The organism is Methylobacterium sp. NFXW15 (genome assembly GCF_049887755.1).
GTDB lineage: Bacteria > Pseudomonadota > Alphaproteobacteria > Rhizobiales > Beijerinckiaceae > Methylobacterium.
Genome location: NZ_JAGEKG010000005.1, coordinates 133,461 through 156,925 on the forward strand (window position 1 = coordinate 133,461; position 23,465 = coordinate 156,925).

Annotated in this window: 23 protein-coding genes and 1 other RNA gene; 18 read left to right on the top strand and 6 right to left on the bottom strand. The window is 67.9% G+C overall.

Annotation, left to right across the window (positions count from 1 at the left end; all coding sequences use genetic code 11):
• The first annotated feature begins 79 nt into the window (after positions 1-79).
• The 3 genes from J4O73_RS13185 to J4O73_RS13195 all read left to right on the top strand — a co-directional run bounded on the left by J4O73_RS13185 (position 80) and on the right by J4O73_RS13195 (position 1,969).
• Positions 80-1,093, top strand: coding sequence for a hypothetical protein (locus tag J4O73_RS13185; RefSeq protein ID WP_426217976.1), 1,014 nt, complete (start codon positions 80-82; stop codon positions 1,091-1,093).
• Between the two features lie 48 nt (positions 1,094-1,141).
• Positions 1,142-1,582 (top strand): DUF1489 family protein, encoded by a 441-nt coding sequence (locus J4O73_RS13190; protein WP_426217978.1) that lies wholly within the window; start codon positions 1,142-1,144, stop codon positions 1,580-1,582.
• Between the two features lie 165 nt (positions 1,583-1,747).
• Positions 1,748-1,969: a hypothetical protein gene (locus tag J4O73_RS13195; RefSeq protein WP_426217980.1), complete on the top strand. Its 222-nt coding sequence runs from the start codon at positions 1,748-1,750 to the stop codon at positions 1,967-1,969.
• Positions 1,970-2,232: 263 nt separating this feature from the next.
• Here J4O73_RS13195 and ssrA read toward each other — a convergent pair.
• Both ssrA and J4O73_RS13205 read right to left on the bottom strand, forming a co-directional pair.
• Positions 2,233-2,404, bottom strand: a transfer-messenger RNA (tmRNA) gene (gene ssrA / locus J4O73_RS13200).
• Positions 2,405-2,533: 129 nt separating this feature from the next.
• Positions 2,534-2,812: an adenylosuccinate synthase gene (locus tag J4O73_RS13205; RefSeq protein ID WP_378972303.1), complete on the bottom strand. Its 279-nt coding sequence runs from the start codon at positions 2,810-2,812 to the stop codon at positions 2,534-2,536.
• Positions 2,813-3,469: 657 nt separating this feature from the next.
• On the opposite strand from J4O73_RS13205, the gene J4O73_RS13210 reads away from it, so the two are divergent.
• Positions 3,470-3,748: a hypothetical protein gene (locus J4O73_RS13210; protein ID WP_426217981.1), complete on the top strand. Its 279-nt coding sequence runs from the start codon at positions 3,470-3,472 to the stop codon at positions 3,746-3,748.
• Positions 3,749-3,822: 74 nt separating this feature from the next.
• Here J4O73_RS13210 and J4O73_RS13215 read toward each other — a convergent pair whose 3' ends face one another.
• Complete coding sequence (locus J4O73_RS13215) at positions 3,823-4,803, bottom strand: SMP-30/gluconolactonase/LRE family protein (RefSeq protein ID WP_426218370.1); 981 nt, start codon at positions 4,801-4,803, stop codon at positions 3,823-3,825.
• 557 nt (positions 4,804-5,360) lie between these two features.
• Between J4O73_RS13215 and J4O73_RS13220 the strand changes: the two genes are divergently transcribed.
• The 10 genes from J4O73_RS13220 (at position 5,361) to J4O73_RS13265 (ending at position 13,508) form a co-directional block, all read left to right on the top strand.
• Positions 5,361-5,822 carry a (2Fe-2S)-binding protein gene (locus J4O73_RS13220; RefSeq protein WP_426217983.1) on the top strand — a complete coding sequence of 154 codons (462 nt, stop codon included), beginning with the start codon at positions 5,361-5,363 and terminating at the stop codon, positions 5,820-5,822.
• A gap of 14 nt (positions 5,823-5,836) precedes the next feature.
• Positions 5,837-8,032 carry a molybdopterin cofactor-binding domain-containing protein gene (locus J4O73_RS13225; protein WP_426217984.1) on the top strand — a complete coding sequence of 732 codons (2,196 nt, stop codon included), beginning with the start codon at positions 5,837-5,839 and terminating at the stop codon, positions 8,030-8,032.
• Positions 8,029-8,322: a c-type cytochrome gene (locus J4O73_RS13230; protein ID WP_426217987.1), complete on the top strand. Its 294-nt coding sequence runs from the start codon at positions 8,029-8,031 to the stop codon at positions 8,320-8,322. The genes J4O73_RS13225 and J4O73_RS13230 overlap by 4 nt, the downstream gene beginning before the upstream one ends.
• Positions 8,322-9,584: an FCSD flavin-binding domain-containing protein gene (locus J4O73_RS13235; RefSeq protein WP_426217989.1), complete on the top strand. Its 1,263-nt coding sequence runs from the start codon at positions 8,322-8,324 to the stop codon at positions 9,582-9,584. The genes J4O73_RS13230 and J4O73_RS13235 overlap by 1 nt, the downstream gene beginning before the upstream one ends.
• Entirely contained in the window at positions 9,581-10,051 is a 471-nt protein-coding gene (gene soxX / locus J4O73_RS13240) for a sulfur oxidation c-type cytochrome SoxX (RefSeq protein WP_426217991.1), read from the top strand. Before J4O73_RS13235 ends, soxX begins: the two co-directional genes overlap by 4 nt.
• Positions 10,048-10,536: a SoxY-related AACIE arm protein gene (locus J4O73_RS13245; protein ID WP_426217992.1), complete on the top strand. Its 489-nt coding sequence runs from the start codon at positions 10,048-10,050 to the stop codon at positions 10,534-10,536. Before soxX ends, J4O73_RS13245 begins: the two co-directional genes overlap by 4 nt.
• A 6-nt stretch (positions 10,537-10,542) precedes the next feature.
• Complete coding sequence (locus J4O73_RS13250) at positions 10,543-10,863, top strand: thiosulfate oxidation carrier complex protein SoxZ (protein ID WP_426217994.1); 321 nt, start codon at positions 10,543-10,545, stop codon at positions 10,861-10,863.
• Between the two features lie 38 nt (positions 10,864-10,901).
• Positions 10,902-11,663 (top strand): sulfur oxidation c-type cytochrome SoxA, encoded by a 762-nt coding sequence (gene soxA / locus J4O73_RS13255; RefSeq protein WP_426217995.1) that lies wholly within the window; start codon positions 10,902-10,904, stop codon positions 11,661-11,663.
• A 93-nt stretch (positions 11,664-11,756) separates the two neighbouring features.
• Positions 11,757-12,428 (top strand): zinc metallopeptidase, encoded by a 672-nt coding sequence (locus J4O73_RS13260; protein WP_426217997.1) that lies wholly within the window; start codon positions 11,757-11,759, stop codon positions 12,426-12,428.
• A gap of 207 nt (positions 12,429-12,635) precedes the next feature.
• The gene (locus J4O73_RS13265; protein WP_426217999.1) at positions 12,636-13,508 is read left to right on the top strand and encodes a type 1 glutamine amidotransferase; all 873 of its coding nucleotides are present in this window, start codon (positions 12,636-12,638) and stop codon (positions 13,506-13,508) included.
• A gap of 95 nt (positions 13,509-13,603) precedes the next feature.
• Here J4O73_RS13265 and J4O73_RS13270 read toward each other — a convergent pair whose 3' ends face one another.
• Positions 13,604-14,041 (bottom strand): DUF2852 domain-containing protein, encoded by a 438-nt coding sequence (locus tag J4O73_RS13270; RefSeq protein WP_426218000.1) that lies wholly within the window; start codon positions 14,039-14,041, stop codon positions 13,604-13,606.
• A 377-nt stretch (positions 14,042-14,418) separates the two neighbouring features.
• Between J4O73_RS13270 and J4O73_RS13275 the strand changes: the two genes are divergently transcribed.
• The 4 genes from J4O73_RS13275 (at position 14,419) to J4O73_RS13290 (ending at position 20,986) form a co-directional block, all read left to right on the top strand.
• Positions 14,419-16,191: an ethylbenzene dehydrogenase-related protein gene (locus J4O73_RS13275; RefSeq protein ID WP_426218002.1), complete on the top strand. Its 1,773-nt coding sequence runs from the start codon at positions 14,419-14,421 to the stop codon at positions 16,189-16,191.
• Positions 16,192-16,206: 15 nt separating this feature from the next.
• Positions 16,207-17,244 carry a 2Fe-2S iron-sulfur cluster-binding protein gene (locus J4O73_RS13280; protein ID WP_426218003.1) on the top strand — a complete coding sequence of 346 codons (1,038 nt, stop codon included), beginning with the start codon at positions 16,207-16,209 and terminating at the stop codon, positions 17,242-17,244.
• A gap of 74 nt (positions 17,245-17,318) precedes the next feature.
• On the top strand, positions 17,319-18,125 hold the full coding sequence (locus J4O73_RS13285; RefSeq protein WP_426218005.1) for a PstS family phosphate ABC transporter substrate-binding protein: 807 nt from the start codon (positions 17,319-17,321) through the stop codon (positions 18,123-18,125).
• On the top strand, positions 18,122-20,986 hold the full coding sequence (locus tag J4O73_RS13290; RefSeq protein ID WP_426218007.1) for a putative bifunctional diguanylate cyclase/phosphodiesterase: 2,865 nt from the start codon (positions 18,122-18,124) through the stop codon (positions 20,984-20,986). Before J4O73_RS13285 ends, J4O73_RS13290 begins: the two co-directional genes overlap by 4 nt.
• A 121-nt stretch (positions 20,987-21,107) precedes the next feature.
• On the opposite strand, the gene J4O73_RS13295 is transcribed toward J4O73_RS13290, so the two are convergent.
• Complete coding sequence (locus tag J4O73_RS13295; RefSeq protein WP_426218009.1) at positions 21,108-22,565, bottom strand: sensor domain-containing diguanylate cyclase; 1,458 nt, start codon at positions 22,563-22,565, stop codon at positions 21,108-21,110.
• 186 nt (positions 22,566-22,751) lie between these two features.
• Positions 22,752-23,300 (bottom strand): protein phosphatase CheZ, encoded by a 549-nt coding sequence (locus J4O73_RS13300; RefSeq protein WP_426218010.1) that lies wholly within the window; start codon positions 23,298-23,300, stop codon positions 22,752-22,754.
• Positions 23,301-23,465: the final 165 nt, after the last annotated feature.

Genomic DNA, 23,465 nt, shown 5'->3' on the forward strand with positions numbered 1-23,465 from the left:
TGTCAATGTCCGGGGGTTCGGGGCATGGCGGGCGCGGGGTCTTCTCCCTGCGCGGCAGCCCTTTTCGGAAGCGCCGTCGATGTCCGGTCTGCCCAGCGCCCACGCGATCGATGCTGCGGAATACGCGGCGATCGAATCGACGATCGGCGCGAGCGAGCGGGGCCAGCAATTCCTCGCCGAGCACGCCCGCCGCGCCCGCGCCGAGGAGATGAGCACGGTGCTCTCGGCCATCGAGCGTCTGGAGCGCACCGTCACTGCCGAGCGCGCCACCGAAGCGGTGGGCACCCTGCGCGGCGGCCTGATGGAGATGGCCGAGGCAATCAGCCGGACCAAGGCCGAAATCTCCGCCCTCAGCCTTCCCGGCGGCGACCAGACCCGCCTCACCTCCGCCTCCCAGGCGCTCGACGCCATCGTGCGCGCGACCGAGCAGGCGACCTCCGACATCCTCGGCGCCGCCGAGGCGGTGCAGGAGGCGGCCTGGACCCTGCGCGAGCGCAACGTCGAGGCCGAGACCTGCGAGGCGCTCGACCGCCACGCGACCGCGATCTACACGGCCTGCTCGTTCCAAGACCTCACCGCCCAGCGCACCGCGCGGATCATCTACACCTTGCGCTACCTCGAAGACCGGATCGCCGCGATGATCGCGATCTGGGGCGAGGAGATCGGCCGCGTGCCGCCGCTGGGGAGCGAGAGCGCGCAGCCCACGGACGAGGAGCTGTGCCAGCTCGATGTCGACCGCTACATCGCCATGTCCGTGCCGTCCGTGACGGCGGCGGCCATCGCCGCCCAGCCGGGTAGCCCGACCCTGCACGAGGACATCGTGTTCGTGCCGGTCTCGACGCCGCTGGAGCCGGCGGCCGAGGCGGCGGTCCAAGCCGCCATTCAGGACTTCAACGCCGAGGTCCTTGCCCTGCAGGAAGTGCCCGAGCCTGAGGCCACCGCCGAGGCAGCGGCCGACCCATACCAGCTGGACTGGGCGGATTCCTCTTCCGACGACGCCCTGATGGACTTCGTGCTCCCCGACACCGAGCCGATGACCCTCGACGGGCTCGATGCGGAGACCCCGGAGAAGCGGCTCGCCCTGTTCGCCTGAGGCAGGGTGCCGATATAGGGAGCACCGTTCCGCTCCCTCCGGCTCACCGTGGCACTGCACCTCATCAAGCTCAGCGTCGGCCCGGCTTCCATCGCCGACCTCGCCGCCTATCAGACCGAATACGCCGCCCGCGCCGCCCGCGAGGGCCTTCCGCCGTATCCGGTGCACGTGACGCGGACTCTGCCCAAGCGGCACGGGGAGATCGTGGGACAGGGCTCGATCTACTGGGTGATCAAGGGCAGCCTGTGCTGCCGCCAGTCGATCCGCGCCCTGGAGGCCCAGACCGGCGCGGACGGGATTCCCCGCTGCCGGATCGTGCTCGACCCGCCGCTCATTCCGGTGGTGCCCAGGCCCTACCGTCCGTTCCAGGGCTGGCGCTATCTGCCCGCCAAGGACGCCCCGGCCGATCTCGGCGCAGGCCATGACGGCGATGTGGCCGAGATGCCCGAGACCTTGCGCCGGGAACTCGCGGAATTGGGCCTGTTGTGATCTCCGGGCCTCGTCAGCCCCGTTGCCAGGCAAGGGGCGGCATGATGCCCGCCAACCATGGCGGCCTCATGCGTGTGAGGACAGGCGAACACTTCCTTCACCACCCCGCACGGTCGGAGTCGACCAGACGCGGCCCGTCCCTGTTGTGGGACCATGGACACGCCGTTGCAGACGCCAGGGGACGCCTCGCCGTTCAAGCCCGACGCCGTGGCTCGCATGCCGGAAGCCGTCTTCATCGAGCGCTGGCGCCTCCTCACGGGCGAGCCCCCGGCGATCCTGCTCTGCTCCCGCCGCGCGATGCTGGCGTTACTCGTCGAGAGCGCCCCCGCAGCACCCTTTGCGCCGCCAGACTCCGCCTGGGACGCGGGTGGGCGCGACGACGGCTGAAGGACGCGCGCCAGCGGAAGCGTGACGGCCGTTCACACGTTCAGAGGTGTTTGAAAGGTGGGCCCCAGGGCCGAAGCCCTGGGTTCTGTTTCTACGGCTGCCCTGCCGCAAGATGCTTACGCCGCGAGGCGGGCATCCATGACAACGTTATCGTTGGCATTTAGAGTTTTGGTCAGGTGCCCGGAACAGGGGTTGCCTGCGCCAGACCGGTCGAGTCCTTACCGAAAGTCGCATCTTATCCTGCCGAAACAGGGTAGAACTCGCGATCCCTTTACCGTCCAGTCGATCCTATTTCGCCCCCAGCAGAAGCACCCTGGCAGCGCGCAACCCGCAACGCCGGGCGCTCGCTCTACCCCCGTGCGGTATCCGGGGCAGGATGCTTCTGGTGGAGGCGCCGGGTACCGCCCCCGGGTCCTGAAACGTTATTATGAATCGGTCATCAACCTCGCCGCCACCTTACGCCTTTGTCGGCAAATGGTCCACTGCTTCGAAGCGGGATTGCAGCATCACGCGACGGGGGGCCGCCTCGCGTCTCGCAGATCCGATCGGGGCGGGGCCGAGCGGTCATGAGGCCGCGTCGATCGTGAACTCCATCCCTCGCCCGGGGCCCTGATCGCCGTAATCGGCCAGCGCGAGGCCACGCTCCGACAACGTGTCTTCGATCAGCGCACGCTCCTTTCGCACCATCAGGCCGACCGCCTGTGGCGTCAGGCGGGGATTGGCCGATCTCAACCGATCGACGCCGATGCTGGCCGGAATGCCCTCGCTCTCCGCGATCCTGGCGAGCGCCAGACCGAGATCACGGGCCTTGGTCTCGGCGGCTGTCTTCGGCTTGAACGCCATCGTTGCGTCTCCCATCCATGCGCCCGTTCGCGTCGGGCCCGACCCCTCAGCCTTCTCGAAGACGCGGGCCGATGTCCCGTGTCTGCTCCCGTGGAGGCCCGGACGGAAGTCTTCGACCGGATGATCGGCGGCTCATGGCAGAAGATGGCCGACGGCCCATACGTCGCTCCACTTCGGTCGAGGCCAGCCGAGGACGAACGCGACGAGGCTGTAAGCGCTCAACAGAACCAGAAATGAGATCGATCCGCAGATCAGCCCGAAGCTGAGCTGAGACGTCTTGCTGGCGGCTGCAGCCCCTCCGCAGAGCGAGACCAGTGACATCGTGAGCAGAGCCCAGCGCGCTCGTCTCACTGGGTTCATCACATCATGGGTCATTCCGATCCCTAGCCCGATCCGGCCCATCACGACAGCCAGCGCTTGACCGCTTCAGAGCGAGCCGTGCGGCCGAGCCGGGTCAAAGGGCGGACCGGCCTGTAGCCCTGTGCGTTTTTGACTCGAGTCTCCGCCAGTCCGCGACGTCGCTTCAAGACCTAGTTTCATCGTCAGGTCGTTCGGTTCGGCTGCTTGTCTCTGAGACCGCCGAAACGTCCGACGCGGCCCGCAATCTTCGCAACCTCCAAGGCAGGCGAAGTGGCTTCATCATCCGAGGTTATCGCCATGCGCTTTCTCTCGATCTGCGCCGTCTGTCTCGCCACCCTCGGAACGCCTGCCTTCGCGCTGGGCGCAGGAGACACGATGCGGGATTGGGGTGCCGCCTCATCCCAGGATAAGGATGCTGTGTTGCGGACGCTGGACGGGGCAGGCGGCGGCGATGCTGCGCGGAACCGCATCCGCTCCTGTCTCGACACGACCGCCCTCACGGCGGGTCATTCGAATTTGCCGATCTCAGAGGTCGCCAAGGCATGCTCCGAGCAAAGCGCTCGCGAGAATATCTGATTCCGATCGACCGAGCGGGCCATCGCAGGCCGGATCAGGCCGCCGTGCGGTCGTCGTGACGCTGCTGAGGTCGCTCAAGGCACCATCGCCCCCTGCGTCTCGACATAGACGGCGTAGATCGAAGTGCTGGCTGCCATGAACAGGCGGTTCCTCTTCGCACCGCCGAAGCAGAGATTGGCGCAGGTCTCGGGCAGGTGGATCTTGCCGATCAGATCGCCCGACGGCGCGTAGCAGCGCACGCCGTCCTCGTTCGGGTCGGCCCAGCCCATCGAACACCAGACATTGCCGTCGATGTCGGTGCGGACCCCATCGGTGAAGCCAGGCGCGAAGCCTTCCGCGAAGACGCGATCACCGGTCAGCCGGTCGCCGTCGACCGTGAAGGCGCGGATGTTGGACCGCCCGCCATGGGTGATACCGGAATCGACGACGTAGAGGGTCTTTTCGTCGGGCGAAAAGGCGAGGCCGTTCGGCCGGTCGAGGCTGTCCGCCATGACCTTGGCCTGCCCGGTCGAGGGGTCGAGCCGGTAGACGCGGGTGGGCAACTCCGCCTTGTCCCGGTGCCCTTCGTAGTTCCCGTCGATGCCGTAGCCCGGATCAGTGAACCAGATCGCATGGTCGGAGGCCACCACCACGTCGTTGGGGGCGTTGAGCGGCTTGCCGTCGACCCTGTCGATCAGGACCGTGATGGTGCCATCCGGCTCGGTGCGTGTCACACGGCGGGTGTCGTGCTCGCAGGTGATCAACCGGCCCTGACGATCGCGGGTGTTGCCGTTCGCGTAGTTCGCGTTGGCCCGATAGACACTGACGTGACCGTTCTCGAGCCAGCGCAAGATCCGGTTGTTCGGGATGTCGCTCCACAGCAGGTAGCCGCCGTCCCGGAAGTAGACCGGGCCCTCCGCCCAGCGGAAGCCGGTGGCGATGCGCTCGATGGCGGCGTTGCCGACCTTGTAGCGGAAGCGCTTGTCGATCGCCTCGACCCGCGGGTCGGGATAGCGGGTGCCCGGCAGGTTGCCGAGGGGCAGCCGGTCTGCCTGCGCCGCGACCGTGGTCGCCATCAGGGCCACGGCATCCGCGAGGACGTCACGTCGGTTCATCACTCGTCTCCCCCGATCCGGTCTTCGCGCCGGACAGGGCAGATTGTACGGATGTCGGGCGCGGTGGCTACCGTGCCATCGACCCACATCGCTCCGATGGCGGCGAGACCCGCACGCGGTCGGCGGCTAGGGGTCGGCCACAGCGCGATCGGCAGCCCGATATCCTTGAAGCCGATTGCCGGACGCCGAGTTCGAGGGACGTGCGGAGCTGCGCCTGCGCGTCCTCGACCGTGCGGTCGTTGCGCGTCAGCATGACGATGAAGCGGAGACCCACCGGGCGGCCCTTTCGTGTGTGTGCTGACCGGTCCTCTCATCGACGAAATTCAGCATCGACAGGCGGTTGGATGGCAACGGCGGCCACACCGTCGTCAGCGCCAACGTTGGCTCATTCGGGCCGCGAGCGCGCGGTTTGGCATCTACCGGACGCGCTGCCGAAGCGTCGCAGCCTCCGTTCTTGAGCGAAATTCGTTTTTCCGGGATATTGAATGCAATAAGCGCATTTCAGACGAGAGGATCCGATGGCACGACTGAACGTGAACGGGGTCGTGCGTGAGGTCGATGCCGAGCCGGACACGCCTCTCCTCTGGGTCATCCGCGAGCAGATCGGCCTGACCGGCACCAAGTATGGGTGCGGCATCGCTCAATGCGGCGCCTGTACTGTCCATATCGACGGGGCGGCCGTCCGCTCCTGCTCGATGCCGCTCTCGGCGGTCGAGCCGGGGCAGAGGATCGTCACGATCGAGGGGCTCGCCCCGGATGCTCGCCACCCGGTCCAGCAGGCCTGGGCCGAGCTCGACGTGCCGCAATGCGGCTTCTGCCAGCCGGGCATGATCATGGCCTCGGCGGCCCTGTTGGCGCAGACCCCGCGCCCGAGCGAGGACCAGATCCGCCAGGAGATCACCAACATCTGCCGCTGCGGCACCTACAACCGCGTGCTGGCGGGCATCAAGCTCGCCGCCGAGCGCGGCCAGGCCGACTGAGGGGGAGAGAGACGATGAGCCTCGACTCCAAGGCCGCTCCGCAGGCCGCCCGCCCCACCCGCCGCACCTTGCTGGCCGGTGCCGGTCTCTTCACCCTGGGCTTTCATATCCCGTTCCCCGCACGCGCCGCGACGCTCGGTGCGGCGCCCACCACGCCGGAGGTGAACGCCTGGGTCGTGGTGAAGCCGGACGAGACCGTCGTGATCCGCATCGCCCGCTCGGAAATGGGCCAGGGCACGCTCACGGGCCTCGCACAGCTCGTCGCCGAGGAGCTCGATTGCGATTGGGCACGGGTCACCACCGAGTATCCGAGCCCGGGCCAGAACCTCGCCCGCAAGCGCGTCTGGGGTGATTATTCGACCGGCGGCAGCCGGGGTGTCCGCGACTCCCACGAATACGTGCGCAAGGGCGGCGCCGCCGCCCGCACCATGCTGGTCGCCGCCGCCGCGAAGGGCTGGGGCGTGCCACCCGCCGAGTGCCGCGTCGAGCGGGGCGTGATCACCCACGGCCCGTCCGGCCGCAGCACCACGTACGGCGCGGTCGCCGCGGAGGCCGCCGCGATCGAGCCGCCGAAGGACGTCACCCTCAAGGACCCGAAGGACTGGACCATCGCCGGCAAGCCGCTGAAGCGGCTCGACACCCTGCCGAAGCTCGACGGCAGCCAAGTCTACGGGATCGATCTGAAGCTGCCCGGTCTGCTCAATGCCGCCATCCGGGATTGTCCGGTCACTGGCGGCAGCGTGAAGAGCTTCGAGGCCGCGGCGGTGTCGGGCATGCCCGGCGTGAAGCGGGTGATGCAGGTCGGCGACAGCGCGGTCGCGGTGGTGGCTGATACGTTCTGGCGGGCCAAGACCGCCCTCGACGCCCTGCCCATCGTCTGGGACGAGGGTCCAAACGCGGAGGTCTCCAGCGAGACCATCGCGGCGGTCCTGCGGGAAGGGCTCGACGCGAAGGAAGCCTTCGTCGGCAACAAGGCCGGCGACGTGGCGGGGGCGTTCAAGGGGGCCGCCAAGGTGGTCGAGGCCGTCTACGGCGTGCCGTTCCAGAACCACGCCACGATGGAGCCGATGAACGCCACGGCACTCTGGACGCCGGAGCGCTGCGAGGTTTGGACGCCGACGCAGAACGGCGAGGCCGCCCTTGCCGCGACCGCCGACGCGGCGGGACTGCCGGCCACCTCCTGCGAGGTCTACAAGATCCATCTCGGCGGCGGCTTCGGTCGGCGCGGCGCGACCCACGATTGGGTGCGGCAGGCGGTGCTCATCGCCAAGGAGATGCCAGGCACGCCGGTCAAGCTGCTCTGGACCCGCGAGGAGGACATGACGCACGGCCGGTATCACCCGGTCACGCAGTGCCGGATGCGCGCCGCCCTCGATCAGGACGGCAACCTGACCGGGCTGCACATGCGCATCTCCGGCCAGTCGATCCTGGCCTCGGTCGCCCCCCAGCGCATGGTCGAGGGGCGTGATCCGGTCACCTTCCAGGGGCTCAACCCCGGCGGCCCGGAGGCCGCGATCGGCTACACGATCCCGAACATCCTCGTCGATCATGCGATGCGCAACCCGCACATCCTGCCGGGCTTCTGGCGGGGCGTGAACCTGAACCCGAACGCCATCTACCTCGAATGCTTCATGGATGAGCTGGCCCATGCCACCGGCCAGGACCCGCTCGCCTTCCGGCTGAAGCTGATGGACAACCACCCGAAGCACCGGGCCGTGCTCCAGGCGGTGGCCGACAAGATCGGCTGGAAGACCAAGCCGCCCGAGGGCGTCTACCGGGGCATCTGCCAGACGATGGGCTTCGGCAGCTACGTGGCGGGGGCGGCCGAGGTCTCTGTCTCCGACCAGGGCGAGTTGAAGATCCACCGCATCGTGGCGGCCACCGACCCCGGCCACGCGGTCAACCCGCAGCAGATCGACGCGCAGGTCGCGGGCTCCTTCGTCTACGGGCTCTCGGCCGCGCTCTACGGCGCCTGCACCGTGAAGGACGGGCGGATCGAGCAGACGAACTTCGACAGCTACCCGGTCATGAAGATGGACGCGATGCCGGCGGTCGAGGCCATCCTGATGCCGTCCGGCGGCTTCTGGGGCGGCGTCGGCGAGCCGACCATCGCGGTGGCCGCACCGGCCGTGCTCAACGCGATCTTCGCGGCGACCGGCAAGCGCGTCCGCCAGCTTCCGCTGAAGGACACGGACCTTCGCCGGGCATGAGGGCGCTGCTTCCGGCGCTCATTCTGTCCGCCGTGCTTGTCGGGGCAGGGGGCGCAGGCGCCGCCGGGCTGCGTCCGCCGCCCGGCGCCTCGTCCTGCACCGGCTGCCATGCCGAAGGCTCCGCCATGGGTGTCCTCGCGGGGCGACCTGAGGCGGAGATCGTCGGGGCGCTCGAAGCCTTCCGCTCCGGGTCGCGCCCGGCGACGATCATGAACCGCATCGCGAAGGGGTTCGACGCGCGGGAATCACACGCGATCGCCGTCTGGTTCGCGGAGCAGGGGAAGAGGTGATGCGCGCTTCCCCCTCGCCCAGCCGCCGCGCCTTGATCGGGGGGGCCGCGGCCGTTGCGCTGGTCCGTCCCGCGCTCGGCGGCACGTCCCCCCGCGTCGTGGTCGTGGGTGCCGGGTTCGGCGGCGCGACAGCAGCGCGCTGCCTCGCGGCGGGCGGCATCGACGTGACCCTGGTCGAGGCGGCCGAGCGCTACGTCGCCTGCACGGGCAGCAACGCGGTCGTGGTGGGCCTGCGCGGAATCGAGGCCCAGACCTTCGGCTACGAGGCCCTCGGGCGGGCCGGACTGCGCTTCGTCCGGGGGATGGCGAATGCGGTCGATCCGGCGGCACGCCGGGTGACGCTCGGCGATGGCACGGCACTGTCCTATGACCGCCTGATCCTCTCGCCGGGCATCGACCTTCGCTTCGACGCGGTGCCGGGCTACGACGCGAAGGCCGCGGAGGTGATGCCCCACGCCTGGAAGGCCGGGGCACAGACGGTGCTCCTGGCCCGCCAGCTCGAGGCCATGCCGGAGGGCGGCACGGTGGTCCTCTCGGCGCCCGCCAACCCGTATCGCTGCCCACCCGGCCCCTACGAGCGCGCCAGCCTGATCGCCCATTTCCTGAAGACCCGGAAGCCGAGGGCGAAGCTCGTCCTGCTCGACGCGAAGGACACGTTCTCGAAGCAGAAGCTGTTCGAGGCGGCGTGGGCGAGGCTCTATCCGGGCGTGCTCGAATACGTGCCGCTCGCCTCGGGCGGCGCGGTGACGGACGTCGATCCCGCAGCGATGGTTGTTCGCACCGACTTCGCCGAGGTCAAGGCGGATGTCGCCTGCATCATCCCGCCGCAGCGCGCGGGCCGGATCGCGGCGCAGGCGGGCTGCGCCGACCGCAGCGGTTGGTGCCCCATCGACCCCGTGACGTTCGAATCGCGCCTCGTGCCGGGCATTCATGTCATCGGCGACGCGATCATCGCCGGGGCGATGCCGAAATCCGCCTTCTCGGCGAATGCGCAAGCCAAGGTCTGCGCGCAGGCGGTGATCGACCTGCTGGCCGGACGGGAGCCCGAGAGCCCGAAGCTCATCAACACCTGCTGGAGCCTCGTCGCGCCCGGCGACGGCATCTCGATCGCGGGCGTCTTCCGTCCGGCCGACGGCCTGCTCGCGGATGTTCCGGGAGCGGGCGGCATCAGTCCCCTCGACGCGCCCGACGCGGTGCGCGCGCAGGAGGCGGCCTATGGCGAGAGCTGGTACCGGACGATCACCCGGGACGTGTTCGGATGAGGCGGAGGCGTGTGGCCGCCCTGCTCGTGCTGGCACTCGGCGTTTCGTCTGGTCAGGCCGAGGAGGGCTTGGTGCCCAGGACGATCGTCGGCGACGCGATCCCCGAGAGCCTGACCGGCGCGCCGGGCGATTCCACGCGCGGCCGGGCCATCGTCGCGGACCGGACCCGCGGGCTCTGCCTGCTCTGCCATGCGGGACCGTTCCCGGAGGAGCGGTTCCAGGGCAACCTCGCGCCGGATCTCACGGGCGTCGGCGGGCGGTTGAGCCCGGGACAGCTGCGGCTGCGACTGGTGGACGGACGGGTGTTGAACCCGGAAACGATCATGCCATCCTATTACTCACTGGCGGGGCTCGCCCGCGTGGGACGGGCGTGGCAGGGGCGCACGATCCTGAGCACGACCGAAATCGAAGACGTCGTCGCCTTCCTGGCGACGTTGCGCGAGGATGCATCCGGGGTAAGCCGATGAGCGGGCAAAGGGGACGGAGCGCGCCTGCAGTGGGCCGGCGCGATGTGCTCGCCGGGGCGGCCGGGGCCGCGCTCGCCATCGCGTTGCGCCCCGCCGCCGCCGCGACGGCGCTGCCGCGCACGGAAACGACGGAATCCGCCATCCGGCGCTTCGCGGGCGACAACCCGATCCGGCCGGGCCGGGTGACGCTCGACCTGCCGCCGCTCGTGGAGAACGGCAACACGGTGCCGCTCACGGTGAGCGTCGAGAGCGCGATGACGCCCGAGGACCATGTCCGCCGGATCGGCGTGTTCAACGAGAAGAACCCGCAGCCGAACGTCATCACGGTCCACCTGCGGCCGGGCGCCGGTCACGCGCAGGTCTCGACCCGCATCCGGCTCGCGGACACGCAGCGCATCACCGCCATCGCCGAGATGAGCGATGGCACCTATTGGTCGGCGAGCGCGGACGCCATCGTGACCCTCGCCGCCTGCCTGGAGGGCTGAACCCCGATGGCCCGGACGCTGATCAACCTGCCCAAGACCGCCAAGCCCGGCGACACGATCACGATCAAGACGCTGATCTCGCATCCGATGGAGACGGGCTTCCGCCCCGGCGCGGACGGCCGCATCCTGCCGCGCAACATCGTGACGGAGTTCGTCTGCCGCTTCGAGGACGAGGAGATCTTCCGGGCCGAGTTGTTTCCCGCCTCGGCGGCCAATCCGTATCTGACCTTCACCTGGGTCGCGACGCGCAGCGGGCGCTTCAGCTTCACGTGGCGCGGCGACGGCGGTTTCGACCAGACCGAATCCGCAACGATCGCCGTAGCTTGAGCCCGGCCCTGTCGCGCCCTGCGGGCTGCTTGCTGCCGATGGCGCTCGTTGGGCTGCTCCTCTCCCACACTCTCGCGGGGGCGGAGCCGATTCCACCGGGCGAGCGGCGCTCGGGCTTCGACCAGATGAGCCCCGAAATCCAGGCGATGCAGCGGGACGACGGGGCCAATCCCGGCATGCTCGCGGTCGCGGATGGGGAAGACCTCTGGACCAAGGCGCCTCCCTCCGGCGGGCCTGCCTGCACCGGATGCCACGGCGTGGCCTCGTCCACGATGCGCGGCGTCGCGGCACGTTATCCCGCGTGGGACGCGCGGACAGGACAGCCCATCGACCTGCAGGGGCGGGTGAACGCGTGCCGCCGCGAGCATCAGGGGGCCGAACCCCTTGCCTCCGAGAGCCCCGATCTGCTCGCCCTCACGGCCTTCGTCGCCGCGCAATCGCGTGGGCTGCCGATCTCACCTCCCGACGATCCCCGGCTCGAACCCGCACGGAATGCGGGTCACGCGTTGTTTCGGGCGCGCCAAGGACAGCTCGGCCTGTCCTGCGCGATCTGCCATGACGAGCATTGGGGCCGCCGCCTCGGCGCGGCAGTGATCCCGCAGGGCCAACCGACCGGCTATCCGCTCTACCGTCTCGAATGGCAGGGCTTGGGCTCGCTCCACCGGCGCCTGCGCAACTGCCTCACCGGCATGCGGGCCGAGCCGTTCGGATACGGGGCACCGGAATACATTGCGCTCGAACTCTACCTCGCGACCCGGGCCGCGCCGCTGACGCTGGAGACGCCCGCCGTTCGACCCTGATCCGTCCCGGATCGGCTCTGTCCGATGCCGCGTTCCTCCTGAGGGCAACGGCCGCGCTTACACCGGCCCGGCCGGACGCCTACATGCTGGGTTATGCCTCTTCTCCTGGCGCTCGGCGTCGCCCTTCTGTTCGGCCTCGTGTTCGGCCCCCAATGGTGGGTGCGCCGGGTGATGACGCGGCACGCCACCGAGCGGCCGGATCTGCCTGGGACCGGCGGCGAACTTGCCCGCCATTTGCTCGACCTGGCACAGCTTCAGCACGTGCCCGTCGAGATCGCGCCAGCGGACCACTTCGACCCCATCGCGAACGTCGTACGCCTGTCGCCGGAAAATCATGACGGCCGCTCGATCACGGCCGTCGCAGTCGCCGCGCACGAGGTCTCCCACGCGCTTCAGCACGCGGCGGGTGACCGGCTCCTCGCGGCGCGGGCGGCCTTCGCCCGGATCGTCGGGCGCGTCGAGCTTGCGGCCGGCGTGGTGATGCTGACGGCGCCCCTCGTGCTGGCCGTCGTCAAGTCGCCTGCGCTGCTCGGCCTCCAAGTCGTGGTCGGTCTGGCGCTCCTCAGCGTACGCTTGGTGCTCCACCTCCTGACGCTGCCCGTCGAACTCGACGCGAGCTTTCGCCGGGCCTTGCCGATCCTGGAAACGGGCCGCTACCTCGACGCTGGCGATCTGCTTGGCGCGCGTTCCGTGTTGCGCGCTGCGGCTCTGACCTACGTGGCCTCGTCCCTCGTATCGCTCCTGAACATTGCCCGCTTTCGATAACGCGCCCCATTCCAGGACCCGCGGGATCAGGCGAGACAACACGATCATTTAGACCGCGGATGAGGCAGAGATGCTTGAGCTGGTCTTGGAGTGACTTCGCCCCCGAAGAGCGTTGGGCGAGGCCTGCGTCAGGACCGCCCGCCCCGGAACGCCGCCCGGCCGCTTCGGTTCGCTAGAGGGATATCCGACCGGAAAGGCATCGAACCCTTGCAGTCATCGTCATCCGGTCTCCGCTTCCTCGTAGCCGAGAGCGAGCCGCCGGACGCCCGGGAGGAACGGCGTGAGAGCGTCGGGCGCTCATCTGGGGAGACCTATCTCGCCATTCTCGAACGCCTCGCTCCCGGAGCGACGTGCGATCGGGTCAAGCCCGCCGATGCGGATGAGGCGCTGCCGTCCGGTGTGTCGCTGGCCGATTACGACGCCGTGTTCCTGAGCGGATCACCCCTGTCCTTGTACGAGGAGACTCCCGAGGTCCGACGGTCGATCGCTTTCATGGGGGCCGTCTTCGCGTCCGGCACGCCCTCGTTCGGGTCGTGTGCAGGCCTGCAGCTCGCCACGGTCGCGGCGGGCGGCACTGTCCGGCCGAACCAGAGCAGCACGGAGGCAGGCTTCGCCCGGCGCATCGTGCCGACCGAGATGGGGAGATCCCATCCGCTTCTGCGGGGGCGGCCCGCGGCCTTCGATGCACCGAGCATCCACACGGATGAGGTCGAGGCTCTCCCCAAAGGGGCGACACTGATCGCGTTCAACCGGTCCACCCTCGTGCAGGCCGCGGAGATTCGGTTCGAAGGCGGCACGTTCTGGGGCGTGCAGTACCACCCCGAAATCGGACTGGATGAGGTGACCGGGGCCCTGCGCCGCCAAGCGGACGACCTCGTGGACGCCGGGCTGGCGCGGTCCCGCCGCGACGTCGAGGACCAAGCTGACCTCGTCGAGGCACTCCACCGCGAGCCCACGCGCCGTGACCTCGCATGGCGTCTCGGCCTGGACGACCAAGTCACGGACGATGACAAGCGGCAGATCGAGATCCGCAATTTCATCGAGACGATCGTGCATGAAACCCAGGCGCGGCGCCGGTAGACCACCGCAGCCTCGCCTGATCATGACGATGGTCAGATCGGGCGAGGTGCGTCTCCGCGACGCCGTCACTGCGAGCGCAGCGATGCGATCCACTCTCAACCGTGACCGTTCTCACTCAGTCGCTGTTCGGGATGACCGGCGGTTTGGGCCCTGTCGGCCAGCGTCCCCCGTCCATGGGGATGTTCGGCCACGAACCGCTCGAAGGTCGCACGATCCTTCGCGCGCTTCAGCTTATCGACGAAGCCCTCGAATTCTTGGAGACGGGTTTCGAGAGCGCGGCGCTGCTCCTCGATGCGGCTGATCTCGCCGTCGCGCCACGCATCGAAGGCGGTGTTGCCGCTGGTCCGCGCCGATGTGAACCACGGGCGGTCCCGCGAGCCGGCACCCAGTCCGAACGGTCGACGCAGACGTTCGAGGCCGGGCAAACCGGACAGCCTGAGATCGCGCCGTACGAGCGCCTGCCGCGCCACGACGACGAGGCCGGCAAAGCCGCCGAGATACAGGGCCTCGTGGATCCAGGGCATGATGGGCATGGGAAAGCTCCTTGCGCGTGTCGGCGCCGTTGACGATGGGCGAAGCATGCCGACGCGCCGCTGCTGCAGGCTGAACCGGACGGTTCAGACAGGATTAAGCTTTCAGGCCCTGCCGGTCGGTGGCAGACCGCCGACGTCTCACCCCTCCGAAACGGTCATGGGGTCGTCGCCTTCGCCGGACATCAGGCGCGAGGGGATCGTGCCTGATGTCCTCACGGCCAGACGGGAATCGGCGCCCGGCGATGCAGCTTCGTCACGCTCGGAAAATTCCACCGGATTATCGAATTCTTAACCTTGGCATGGGCCGGCCGACAGTCATAAGTTGCAAAAGTACCTAAGTACTGAGTTCGGTACGGGCGAGCGGCTTGGTGACCAGTATGTCCGATACATTCGCTCTCGTGCCCCATCCACCAGCGGAGCCGACATCCGTTCCGGACGTAAGGGCGAAGGCGGCCGCACGCGTCGACCGGCACCCGCGCTCCGACACGGGCACGATCGTCATCCATTGGATCGTCGCCGTCGCGATGATCGCGAGCCTGATCACAGGATTGCGGATCTCGGCGGATGCGCCCGTGGCCCGAACGGCCAAGTTCCTGGAGCCACTGCTGCCTCAGGGCGAGGTCTGGACCGTTCACTTCATCGCTGGACTGAGCCTGTTCTTCGGCATCACCGCGTATCTCGTCTATCTCGTGCGCGGGCGCTTGGTGGACCGGAACGGCGTGTCTCGCCTGCGTGCCATCTTCGTCAGGGGGCGCACGAAAGCCGCCCGGAAGGCCCGCTGGGGCGGCATCAACGTCGCCCTGCACTGGGCGATCTACGCCGTCACCCTCGTCCTCACCGGCACCGGTATCGCGCTTTACTTGGGCTACGGTGGATGGGTGGTGTGGCTGCACGCCACCTGCGCGCTGGTGGCGCTCGGCTACATCGCGGTCCATACCCTGGCTCACTTCCTGTACGGCGGCCTGTGGCAACTTCTCCGGCTGTTCCGTCCCGCCCCCCTGGCGGACGAAGCGCTCCGCCGACGCCGCCCGCTGCTGGCGGCCCTGGCCCTGGGCGTCGTGGTGGTCAGCGGGATTGCCTGGGCGGATTTCGCCGGACGGTCGACCCTCGTCGTGGACCGGGTGGCCGCGGGGCCGGACCTCAGCAAGCTCCTCGGCGATCCCGTCTGGAAGACAGCCCGCCCGGTCTCGATTCGCACGATGCAGGGGGCCAATTTCGGAGGAACCGGCGAGACCGACGTCGAGATCCGGGCGGTGCGGGACGACAAGACCGTCTACTTCGCCTTCCGCTGGTGGGATCCGTCACGCTCGCTGAAGCGCGTGCCGATGATCAAGCGCGAGGACGGCTGGCACCTCCTCGACGCGAACGCCGCGAAGGCCGACGTGACCGCCTATTACGAGGATAAGCTCGCGGTCATCTTCTCACGTTCCGACGCCTTCGGCTCCGGCGGTTCGACCCATCTCGGTCCCAAGCCGCTCAGCGATGCGCCTGCGCCCCTGAATGGCCGTGGCTACCACTACACCACCGATGGCAGCTACATCGACATGTGGCAGTGGAAGTCGGGACGGGGCGGCATGCTCGGCGTGGTCGAGGACATGCATATCGGGCCCCCGACCGATCCGACGGCGGCGGAGCGCGCGGTCAAGGGACGCTATCAGGCGGGCTACTGGGGTGATCCCGGCACGAGCGCCTATCGCTACAATTTCCGCTTCGAGGGTCCGGGCGGCTACACCGGCGCGGTCGAACCGCTGCGGCTCCCCAAGGACTGGCAGGTCACCAAGGCCAAGCTCGGGACGGTGGACCTCGATCCGGATGCCAGCGCCTCGGAGGGCGCGGTCTGGTGGATGGTCGAGGCATCCGAGACAGTCCCGTACGCGAAGGACGTCGACGCGCAGATCCCGGTAGGCACGATCATGCCCGGCGTGCTGCTGACCGAAGGCTATACCGGCGACCGGGCGGGGATCACGGCGGCGGCCAAGTGGGCCGATGACCATTGGACCCTGGTCGCGTCGCGCAAGATCGCCACCGGCAGCAAGTACGACGTGGACTTCCTGCCCGGCAACGTCTTCTACCTGTACGTCTCGGCCTTCGATCACACGCAGACGCGGCACACCCGGCACATGCGGCCGGTCGAAGTTCTGCTGCGCTGAAGCGGAACAGCCCCCATGGCCGGATCGGTTTCCCTCGTCATCAACGGTCGGCGCGTCGCGGCACGCGCCGGGCAGACCTTGCTCGAAGCCGGTCTCGCCAGCGGTCGCGCAATCCCGCACGATTGCGCCACCGGACAATGCGACACCTGCCGCGTGAGGGTCTATTCCGGCACCGTGGACGACGCGGGCACGCGGGTCGGTGACACGGTGCTCGCCTGTCGGGCGCGTCTCATGACCGAGACCGTCATCGAGTTCGATGAGGTGCCAGACACCGTCCGGCGCAGCGGAACGGTCGGGAGCGTGGTCCCCCTGACCCCCGACATCGTCGAGGTCACGGTGCGGCTGCGCAAGCCGCTTGCCTCCCTGCCGGGGCAATACGTCCGCGTCACCTTCCCAGGCTGTCCGCCGCGGGACTACAGCCCGACCCTTCGCACGGACGGATCAGGTGAACTCAACGAGCTGATCTTTCAGATCCGCCGACTCAACGGCGGTGCGGTCTCGTCGCGACTGGGCGAGCGAATCGGCGCCGGATCCGATGTGAAGGTCGAAGGTCCCTTCGGCCATGCCTTCCACCGGCTCGGACGGGGGCGCCTCGTGGTGGTCGCGGCCGGGGTGGGCTTCGCGCCAGCCTGGGCTGTGGCGCGAGCGAGTCGCCTGCGTGAACCGGAACGCGACTTGGTGGTCGTGGCCGGAGCGCGTCACGCACACAACCTCTACATGCGCCCAGCCCTGGAGTGGCTGCGCGACAGAGGGGCGACGACGATCCTGACCTGTAGCGGCGCGAACCCACCGGAGGACGCGCGCCCCGGTCGACCGACGCAGCATCTCCCATTTCTGGCACCGACGGATACAGTCATCACGGCCGGGGGATCTGAGATGGTCGCGGCGGTTCAATTCATCGCTGCCGCGGCGGGGGCGACCTGCTACGCCGATCCGTTCTACTCGGCCGCCCGTGCCGAAACGGCAAAGCTACCGGGAGAACTGAATTTCATTCAGCGCCTGCTTCAACGGGTCTCCGGTCCTCAGACTCCGAAAAGCCAGCCTTTGACCTAAAGAGTCATAAACCACAGATCATTGTCGGCTTCTTCGGTGACATACATTTAATTATTGGGTCGCAAGCTGCGGCCATGGCCTCAGCATTCGTCAATCTGCGCGCACTGCCCCTGGTATCCCTGGTCTACTTCACGCTGTCCTTCGGAGCGTGGGCGGAAGACCTCACCATCGTCGGCACGGGCGATGGCATCGAGATGCTGCAGGCTGTGGCGACGGCCTACAATGAGGGCGGGCTTGCGCATGTGACGATCCCGCCGAGCATCGGGTCGGGTGGTGCGGTTGCGGCCGTGGGTGGCGAGCGACAGAAGCTCGGGCGCGTCGCCCGCCCGCTCACCGTGGCGGAGAAAGGGCAGGGCCTCGTTGAGGTGCCCCTGACCCGCATTCCCTCCGCGATCTTCCTGCATCGCGGCATCGGCGTGACAGAGTTGTCGAGCGCTCAGGTGACGGCGATCTTCGCGGGTACGATCGACAACTGGAATGCGGTCGGTGGGCCCGACCTGAAGATCCGCGTCGTTCGCCGCGAGGATACCGACAGCACCCTGGCGGTTCTCCGGTCGAGCATGCCCGGCTGGCGGGATCTCGTCCTGACCAGCCGCTCGAAGACCGCGACGACGACCCAGGATGCCGTCGAGACCGTGCGCCAGAATCCGGGGGCGATCGGCTTCGGACCGTTCTCGCCTGCGCTCTCCGCAGACCTCACGGTCCTTTCGATCGACGGCCATGCGCCGAACAACCCCGCCTATCCCAGCGCGGTGACTCTGGCGCTCATCTACAAGGACAACACGCGGGACGCCGCAGCCGCGGATTTCCTCGCCTTCGCGACCTCCGACCGCGCGAAACGCTTACTGGAGGAGCGGGGCGGCGCACCGCTCAGGCCGTGACCCATAATCCATTCTCACGGTCCCTCCGCGCGCGCCTCGTCGGTGCGACGCTCTCGACGACCGCGATCGCCCTCGCGGCCCTCGTGTTTCTGGTGGCTTTGCGCTCAGGGCAGACCTTGAGCGAGCAGGCCCAGGAGATCTCGCACTGGTCGGAAACGCAGCTCTCGGGCCGCCTTCTCAGTGACGCGAAGCTCGCTGCGGCGCGGCTGCAGATGCAGCGCGAGGATGTGGAACGGCGCTTCGCCACGATCGCCAAACGCTGGGACGTGTCCACGGCCGTGTTCTCCGGAAACACCGTCGCGGCCTCCGAGCTGATGCGGCCCGCTCTGGCGCTCGCGGATCTCGATGGCGTCATCGCCTTCGACCAGAACCTGCGGGCCCTCACCGCCGACCGGGTCGAGGCGGACCTGCTCGCGGCCAATACCGCGATCGGCCGGACGCCCCTGGCAGCCGCGCTGCGGGCGATCATTGCCCGGAACGATCGGGAGCGTTCGACGGGCTTCATGATGTCGCTGCGCTGGGATGGCACCGTGGCCGGAGCGCTCGCCGCGAACGAAACCGGCTCTTTCGTCGATGTTTTCGGTCAGCCGCTGTTCGACGAATTCGGCGAGGTGATCGGCGGCCTGGTCGGCTATCGGATGCTCCGCCCGCGGGAGGAGATCTTGACGGCCTTCAACGCGTTGAGCGGGCGCGATGTCTTCATTCTCGCGGGCTCCCGCCTTCTGTCGTCAGCGGGTGCCGAGATGCCCGACGCCACGCTCGGCGTCGCCTCGACCTCGGGCCTTCAGGCCATCGTCGGCACCGAGAAGGTCGCTCGCTGCATTCCGGCGGCGCAAGAGACCCGGCTATGCGTCGCGGCGCCCCTCCAGGAGTTGGAGCAGATCAAGAACAAGGTCGTCGGCATCGGCGAGGCGAGTTCCCGCTCCTTGCTCACGACCCTCTGCGTCGTCGCGGGCCTGACTCTTTGCCTCGTGGCGATCGTCCTCCTGTTCCTGTCGAGCCACATCACGCGCCCGCTGGTGCGGATCACCCGGACGGTCGCCGAAGTCGCGCGGGGCAACTGGCACGTCACGGTGCCGGATGTCCGGCGCGAGGACGAGGTCGGCGACATCGCCCGCGCGGTCGTGGTTCTGGAGCACTCCCTCGCCGAGCGGGACCAGTTGCGCGACGACGTCTTCGCCAAGAATCAGATCCTGACGGAACGCGAGGCCCAGCTTCAGGAGCAGAACGAGCGGTTCGATGCGGCCCTGAACAACATGTCTCAGGGTCTGTGCATGTACGGCGCAAACGGACACCTCAAGGTGTCGAACGAACAGTTCCTGCACATCTACGGGATCGACGCGGAGGCTCTCGCGCCGGCGCTCACCCATTCCGATGTCTGGTTCCTGGCGGGACTTGGCCATCTGCCGGTCCGGGGCAGGGGGGGCGCACAAGGCCGCGTCACGACGGCGACCCTCGCCGACGGGCGCCACATCGAAATCACCGTTCAAGCGATGGCGGATGGAGGCTGGGTCGAGACGCACGAGGACGTCACCACGAGCGTCATTGCGCAGGCGCGCATCACGCACCTCGCCACTCACGACGCCCTGACGGGCCTGCCGAACCGCGCGCTGCTGACCGAGCGCCTGGGCGAGGCGTTCTCGGAGTATGTCGAAGGTGGCCGCGCCGCCGCGGTGATCTGCATTGACCTCGATGACTTCAAGGGCGTGAACGACACACTCGGCCACCCTGCGGGCGACGACCTGCTGCGTCAGGTCGGCGCCCGGCTGACCGCCCTGAGTTCACCCGGCAAAACGGTCGCGCGCCTTGGCGGCGACGAGTTCGCGATCGTGCTGTCCGGCTCGGACCTTTCCGACGGTGCATTGAGGTTCGCGGAGGAGGCTCTGACCCAGCTCCGGCGTCCGTTCTTCATCGCCGATCAGTTCGTCTCGGCCGATGCGAGCCTCGGGATCGCGGTTTCGGCTGAGACCGACTCGGACGGCGAGGACCTGCTCCGCCGCGCCGATCTCGCGCTCTACGTCGCCAAAGCCGAGGGCGGTCGGCGGGTGCGCGCCTTCGAGCCCGAGATGGAAGAGCGTCAGCATCACCGGCGCTGGATCGAGCGTGAGCTGCGCATCGCCATCGCGAATGGGCAGATCGAGCTTCACTACCAGCCGCTGTTCGCGCTCGCGACCAACACGGTGACGGGGTTCGAGGCACTGGCCCGCTGGCGCCACCCCGAACGCGGCATGATCTCGCCCGGCGAGTTCGTGCCTGTCGCCGAAGCCACCGGCCTGATCGATGCCCTTGGGGTCTTCGTCCTCCGGACCGCCTGTGCGGCCGCAATGAGCTGGCCTGGATCGCTTCGTGTGGCGGTCAACATCTCGCCGATCCAATTCCGGGATGGCAACATCCACCGGATCGTGGAGGAGGTGCTGCAAGAGACGAGGCTGCCGAGCCAGCGCCTTGAACTCGAGATTACGGAATCCGTGATCCTCAGCCAGGATCAAGCCACCTACCAGATGTTGACCGAGCTCCGCCGCCTCGGCGTGCGGTTCTCCATGGATGACTTCGGCACCGGCTACTCGTCCCTCAGCTCTCTCAACAGCTTCCGCTTCGACAAGATCAAGCTGGACCAGTCCTTCGTCCGGAACCTCTTGGACCGCGACGAGGCCGCTGCGATCGTCCATGTCGTGGCCGAACTCGGCCGCAGCCTGAAGATCACCACGACGGCCGAGGGCGTCGAGACGGAGGAGCAACTGACCCGGCTCCGGGCGAGCGGCTTCTCCGAAGTGCAGGGCTACCTGCTGAGCAGGCCGATTCCCGCCGCCGAAGTGGCCGGGTTCATCATCTCCCAGAGCCATCTCAGCGCCGCAGCCTGAACCCCTCGAGGCCTCGCGCCCCGAAGGACTCTCACCGAAGCCATTGCGGTTCAGCTTGGATCATTTCGCCTCGTCGTCAGTGCGAGCGCAGCGAAGCAATCCAGGGGTGGCAGAAGGCGCTCTAAGCCGCGAGCGATGCCGATGCAGGCTGGGCAGCGTCAGAGGATGGCGCTCGATCTCCAGCGTGGGGACCATCCATCACCGCATAGCAGGTCCGGTTGCGACCGGTCGACTTCGCCTCGTAGAGGGCCGCATCGGCCAAGCGAAACAGATCATCGGGGGAGCCGCCTCGCCGGGGCATACAGAAAGCGAGCCCGATGCTGACTGTAACCCGTCCCATATCGACGCCGTCGCTTTCGACGACGAGATTGGCGACGGCAGCGTGCCCCCTCTCCGCCGCGCGGGCGGCGCCCTCGGCTTCGGCGCCGGGCAGAAGCACGACGAACTCCTCGCCGCCGACCCGCGCGACTAAGTCGCCCGGCCGGTCGGTGCAAGAGGCTAGGGCGCGGGCGAGGGCCTTCAGCACACGATCGCCCCCAGCGTGGCCGTGGCGGTCGTTGTAGCGCTTGAAGTGGTCGGCATCGATGACGAGGAGAGCGATGGTGCCGCCGGACCGACGGGCCTGATCCCAGGCCTGTGCGAAGGCCGCTTCGAAGGCACGCCGGTTCGGCAGGGCGGTGAGGGCGTCCGTGCCAGACAGCATTGCCAACTCGGCCTCAGCCGCGTTGCGCCGTTCGAGCTCGGAGGCCACGAGGAACGAGAGCCCGACGGTGAGTCCGCACAGGGCGAACACGATCAGCCCGATGACCAAGGCTTTGGCGCGCCACTCGGCCTCGATTTCCTCGCTGGAGAGAGCGACGTTGAGGATCAACGGCAGATTGCCGACACGGGTGAACGTATAGAGACGCTCGATCCCATCCGACTGCGTCGTAGCGACGAAACGACCGCGCCCCTCGTGGAGAAAGCGCTGGAAGTTCGGCGCGTCTGAGAAGTTGGGCGGGGGGCCGGAATCAGGCTGCGGGTAGCGCAGGATCCGCGTCCCGTCATTGAGGAAGAGATTGATCGTACCGGCCTGGCCGAGTTGGATGTCGTGGAACAGCCGGTCGAAGTAGGTCAACGACAGGCTGCCCAGCACGACGCCCTCAAAGGAGCCTCCGGGCATTCCGGTCCGCCGGCTCAGGATGAGAACAGGCCTTCCCACCGAACGCGACAGGATCGGTCCGCTGACACCCAGCCCGAGATTCGGATCGGCCTTATGGGCCTGGAAGTAGGGTCGATCGGCATTGTTGTAGCGGCGCGGCGGCCAGCTGGCGGCATCGTAGATGCTGTTGCCGTATTGATCGAGCACGAGCAGTGCGTTGAGGTCTTTGGCGTTGACCGCCCGGTCGAACAGGAAGCTCTGGCGGCGATTCGGGCTCATGGCCTCGAGGTCGTACGCCCTCAAGTTGTCGACGACATTCTGTAGTGCGACGTCGATGATCTCGATGTTGCGGTCGATATCACGCTCGATCACCTGAATCAGGTTCTTCGAAGTCTGTTCGGCCTTATCCCACGCATCCCACCGCAATTGGAGCAGCATCGCGGAGCAAACCGCGACCATCCCCACGGGGACAACGATGCCCAGCCCGACCCAGATTCGGGCGGAGCGACGCCAGCTTGTCTGATGATGCGCAGGCCCGTTCATGACACTTCTCAGGCGTGCGACGGAAAGCGGGGGAGGACGGCAAGGGCCACCGGTTGGTGCGACCGGCGCCGAGATCTCACCTCAATCGAACAGCGCATCGACGGCGTCCTGTGAGACCGCCGCTGTTCCGGGTAACGCCGGGCCATTGAGGAGCCCGTCCTGATCGACGTGCCGGGCCGGCTTGGATCGCGTCGAAGACGCCTGAGCCGCGCTGGAGACCGAACCGGACCACAGGCGGAGCATCTCGGCGACACGCTCCTCCACGAAGCCGACGGTTCGCACGACCTTGGAAATTCGCTGGCCAGTCAGATCTTGGAAATTGCACGCTTCGAAGATCGTCTGCATCTGCGCCTGGATCGCCTCGGCGTCGTCCTTGGTCGCCTGATCCAGGGTGTTCCGCGCCAGTCGGCGGGCGAGGGTGTCGACGGTCTCGGACGCAGTGAGGATGGTGTTGGTCGCGTGCTCGGTGCCTTGGACAACGGCGTTGAGCTCGTCGCAGGCGCGACCGGCTTCCTGCTCCTGATGCAGCTCGGCGATCTCCTGACGCGTTCGTGCGATCGTCTCCGAGATCGAGATGAGATGGCGATGCAGCAGGGCGGCGTGATCTTCGATCGAGGGCATATCCGGCATGCTGGCTTTCATGGCATTACGAGCCCGAAATTTATTGTGCCGTTTTCCGTATCATCAAAGTGATTAAGCTATTTGAAACGGGTGACCGTGGTAAATGCAGCATTGATGGCTGTCTAACGGACAAATCCCTCACGCTCAGCGAGAGCGCCCGGATTGCCGTCCGAT